At 75.0% G+C, this 4,136-nt stretch carries 4 protein-coding genes and 1 pseudogene; 3 read left to right on the forward strand and 2 right to left on the reverse strand.

Going from position 1 to position 4,136, the window contains the following annotated elements; all coding sequences use genetic code 11:
* A pseudogene (locus tag HCN56_RS27475) lies at positions 1 to 70 on the forward strand (glutamate synthase-related protein); the annotation flags it as partial.
* A gap of 48 nt (positions 71 to 118) precedes the next feature.
* On the opposite strand, the gene HCN56_RS24065 reads toward HCN56_RS27475, so the two are convergent.
* Positions 119 to 751, reverse strand: coding sequence for a TetR/AcrR family transcriptional regulator (locus HCN56_RS24065; protein WP_312871417.1), 633 nt, complete (start codon positions 749 to 751; stop codon positions 119 to 121).
* Positions 752 to 1,021: 270 nt separating this feature from the next.
* A complete protein-coding gene (locus tag HCN56_RS24070) occupies positions 1,022 to 1,243 on the reverse strand; it encodes a hypothetical protein (RefSeq protein WP_167974532.1) in 222 nt (73 codons plus the stop codon).
* A 480-nt stretch (positions 1,244 to 1,723) separates the two neighbouring features.
* Between HCN56_RS24070 and HCN56_RS24075 the strand changes: the two genes are divergently transcribed.
* Both HCN56_RS24075 and HCN56_RS24080 read left to right on the forward strand, forming a co-directional pair.
* Positions 1,724 to 2,713, forward strand: a complete 990-nt coding sequence (locus HCN56_RS24075) for an alpha/beta fold hydrolase (RefSeq protein ID WP_167974534.1) — start codon at positions 1,724 to 1,726, stop codon at positions 2,711 to 2,713.
* The gene (locus HCN56_RS24080) at positions 2,713 to 4,101 is read left to right on the forward strand and encodes a DUF3152 domain-containing protein (protein WP_167974536.1); all 1,389 of its coding nucleotides are present in this window, start codon (positions 2,713 to 2,715) and stop codon (positions 4,099 to 4,101) included. The genes HCN56_RS24075 and HCN56_RS24080 overlap by 1 nt, the downstream gene beginning before the upstream one ends.
* Positions 4,102 to 4,136: the final 35 nt, after the last annotated feature.

The raw sequence follows: 4,136 nt of genomic DNA on the forward strand, positions 1-4,136 counted from the left end.
CCTCCTCGGCGCCGAGGAGTACTGCTTCGCCACCGCGCCGCTGGTGGTCTCCGGCTGCGTCATGATGCGCCGCCCCGGCGCGGGCGGGCGCGCCGGCTGCGGCGGGCCGCAGCCGGTCTCAGTCCTGGGGCTGCATGGGGAAGCCGGCGATGCCGCGCCAGGCCAGGGCGCCGGTCAGCGTCTTGGCGGTCTCCCGCGGGATCTCCTGGCCCGAGCTGAGCCAGTGCCGCGCCGTGATCTGGGCCATGCCGCAGAGGCTGACGGCGAGCAGCATCGACTGGTCGTGCGGCAGGTCGGTGTCCTCCGCGATGACCGCGCACACCAGCTCCGCGCAGTCCCGGGACACGGAGTCGACACGCTCCCGGACCGCGGGCTCGTTGGTGAGGTCGGACTCGAAGACCAGGCGGAACGCGCCGCCGTCCCGCTCCACGTAGTCGAAGTAGGCGTCCATGGTCGCCGCCACCCGGAGCTTGTTGTCCGAGGTGGAGGCGAGCGCCTCGCGGACGTGCTGGACGAGCGCCTCGCAGTGCTGGTCCAGCAGGGCGAGGTACAGCTCCAGCTTGCCGGGGAAGTGCTGGTAGAGCACGGGCTTGCTAACGCCGGCGCGCTCGGCGATGTCGTCCATGGCCGCCGCGTGGTAGCCCTCCGCGACGAACACCTCCTGGGCCGCGCCGAGGAGCTGGGTGCGCCGGGCCCTCCGAGGCAGGCGCGTGCCGCGGGGGCGCGCACCGGTCTGCTCGATGGCTGTCACGCCGCCTCCCGTGTGTAGGGGACCTGTGGTGGGGTCGGTGGTTCGCTGGGCCGGGCACCGGCCGGGACGCCGGTGTCCCACACGCCCGACGCCGTCATCCTACGGGCGGGTAACGGCGGGCCGTCCGTCACGTGTCAAGGACCGCCGACGGCGGGCCGCCGTGTCGAAGCCGTTCGCAGCGGTCGCGCGGGCCGGTCGCCGACCCCGCGGCGCGCCTCCGGGCCAGGGGCGACGCCCGGCCGGCGATCGGTCGCCGCGCCGCCCCGGCGCTCAGCGGTACTCCTCCTCGTCCCGCTCGACGGTTCTGGCCTGATCCGCCGCATCCGCCGGGTCGGCGGCGCCGCGGGCGGCAGCCGCAGGCTGTTCCTCGTCGCGGGGGCGGAGTTCGGTCCGCTGCTCGGCGGCGTCCGCCTCGGGGGTCTCCGTCCCGCGCTCGCGGTCGGCGGCGAGGAGCTCTTCCAGGGTGTCCGGTTCGCTGGGGTCGATGGCCACTGCGTGCACCTCCGGTAGCCGAATGTCGTCACGTTCGGTTACCTCCAGCGTAGGTGATGCGCCGTGGTCCGTCGCGGCCGTGCGCGTGCGCCCGTCAGTCCCGCGCCGGACTGCGCTGCGAGGGCCGGTCGCCGCGGGACCCGGGCTGCGGACGCCTCCGTCCGGGGCGCCACCGGGGGGTGAAGCACCGCGCCGCCGGGGTTCACGCGATCGGCGGCGGTCGCCCAGGGTGATGACTTGCCCACGGAGGGGGCTCGGGAGGGTCGCCGTGGTGCGGGCCGGTCGGGCGCGACGTGACGAACATCCTGTCCTGTCGGGTCGAAGCGGCACGTGTACCCGCTTCGCCCCGGGATCACGCCTCGGAACACCCCCGGAGGGGCCAAGCGATGCGGAAGCGATATGACCGCGATACGCCGGATGCCCCACAGGTGTGATGCCGGACACAGTCACGGTTGCGTGACGTGCTCGTAGGATGGCGCCATGCCATCGACCGAGGAGCGACAGGCCACGGCGGCTCTCGCCGCTGCCGAGGCGTGGCCCGGCGTGCGGGCGGGCGAGACCATGCGGTCCGTGAGCCTGCCCGGAATGACCCTCGCCGTGCGCCGCCGCGCCGCCACCCGCGACGATCTGGAACCCGCCCTCTTCGTGCACGGCCTGGGCGGCTCGTCCCGCAACTGGTCCGCGCTGATGGAGCGGCTGGCCGGTGACGTCGAGTGCGAGGCCGTGGACCTGCCCGGGTTCGGCGCCTCACCGCCGCCCGACCACCGTCAGTACACGCCGGCCGCCCACGCGCGCGCCGTGGTCCGCTGCCTGGAGGAGAGCGGCCGTGCCCCCGTCCACCTCGTGGGCAACTCCCTCGGCGCCGCCGCCGCCACCCGCGTCGCGGCGCTCCGACCGGACCTGGTGCGGACCCTGACCCTGATCTCACCGGCGCTGCCCGAGGTCCGGCCGCAGCGCACCGTGCTGCCGACGGCGATGCTGGCGGCGCCGGGGATGGCGTCGCTGCTGCGCAGGCTCGGCAGCGACCAGCCGCCCCAGCAGCGGTCGCGCAGCGTGCTGCGACTCATCTACGGCGACCCCTCGCGGATCACGCCCGAGGAGTTCTCCGGCGCCGCCGCGGAGCTGGAGCGCCGTCAGTCGTTGCCCTGGTTCTACGAGTCGCTGACGCTCTCCGCCCGAGGGCTCGTCAACTCCTACACGCTGAGCGGTCAGCACGCGCCGTGGCGCCTGGCCGAACGTGTGCTCGCACCGACCCTGCTGGTGTACGGCGGGCGTGACCGTCTCGTACGCTTCCGGATGGTCGACCGGGCCGCCGCCGCCTTCCGTGACTCACGGGTGCTGGCGCTGCCCGAAGCCGGCCATGTCGCCATGATGGAGTTCCCCGATCTGGTCGCGGACGCTTTCCGCGAGTTCCGCGCCGCCACGGCCGGGTCGAAGGCCACCGAGAACGCCGGGGGGCGTGACGCTTGATGCACCGGTCCGAACGTGAACAGTGGCACCCGGAAGGGGCCACCGCAGGGCCGGCACCGGCCGGTGGGCAGCACCCCCGCGGCCCGGGCGCCCCGGAGCACTACGGGTACCCGGCCGCCGCCGCCGACACCGCCGACGAACCGCTCGTCCCGCCGCAGGAGCGGGAAGCCACCCGTCGCGGGCACGAGGCGACGTCCGAGCAGCGCCGTCAACCCGCGCCCGCCGCGGGCGCCCACGGCCACGCCTACGCGGCCGGTCCGGTGTCCTACCCGACAGGCGCCGGGGAGCGCGGCGGCGAGCACCCTGCGGACGAGGGTGCGGAGAGCGGCCCGATGTCCACCGGCGGTTCGCACCGCCGCGACAGCGGCCCGCGCCAGGAGTACCTGGACGCCTTCGACCAGCTGCCGCGACCGACGCAGCCCGCCCGGGGCGCCTCGCCGCGCCCCCGCCCCGGCGTGGCGTCGGAGCCGCCGGCGGCCGCCGGGCCGGCGACGGCCGGCGCGGGGGACAACGGGGGCGAGGAGCCCTCGCCCCCCGTGCCGAGCGGTGTCGGCGGCAGCTGGGCACGGACGATCACCGGGCTCGCCGCCGCGGGGGTCGTCACCGTGCTGACCATCTCCGTGATGGGGCAGATGGCCGAGGCCGAGCAGCCCTCCGCCGCCTCCGGGCAGGGCGCCACCGAGATCGAGGGCGAGGACGGGGCCGGAGCGGGCGACAAGTCCCCCAACGGCACCGGCGGCGCCGTCGACGAGGGCGGGGACGGCGAGCCGCCCCTCTCCTACGAGGACGCCATGGCCCAGCAGGAGCCGTTCGACCCGGAGCTGACCGGCACCGGCGAACTGGTCCCGGTCGTCGGCGCCGAGGACGGTCCCTTCCCCGACGCCCCCGAGCAGCTGCGCTACCGCGTGGACGTCGAGGACGGGCTCGACCTGGACCCCGAGCTCTTCGCCGAGGCCGTCCACCGCACGCTGAGCGACCCGCGGAGCTGGACCAACCACGGCGCCCGGTCCTTCACGCGGGTCTCCTCCGGCAACCACGACTTCATCGTGACGCTCGCGTCGCCGGGCACCACGGCCGAGTGGTGCGCGAAGTCGGGGCTCAACACCACGATCGACAACGTCTCCTGCGACTCGGCCACTACCGAGCGCGTGATGATCAACGCGTGGCGTTGGGCGCAGGGCGCCGACACCTACGGCCCGGACCGGATGCACGAGTACCGGCAGATGCTCATCAACCACGAGGTCGGCCACCGCGTCGGCTACGGCCACGCGGTCTGCCCCTCCGAGGGCGCGCTCGCCCCCGTCATGATGCAGCAGACCAAGTTCCTGACCATCAACGGGATCACCTGCGAGGCCAACGCCTGGCCCCACCCGGTCAGCAGCAGCTGACCTCGCGGTGCGCGGGCCCTCGCCGGTCCGCGCAC

It is taken from the genome of Streptomyces lonarensis, assembly GCF_012033735.1.
Lineage (GTDB): Bacteria > Actinomycetota > Actinomycetes > Streptomycetales > Streptomycetaceae > Streptomyces > Streptomyces lonarensis.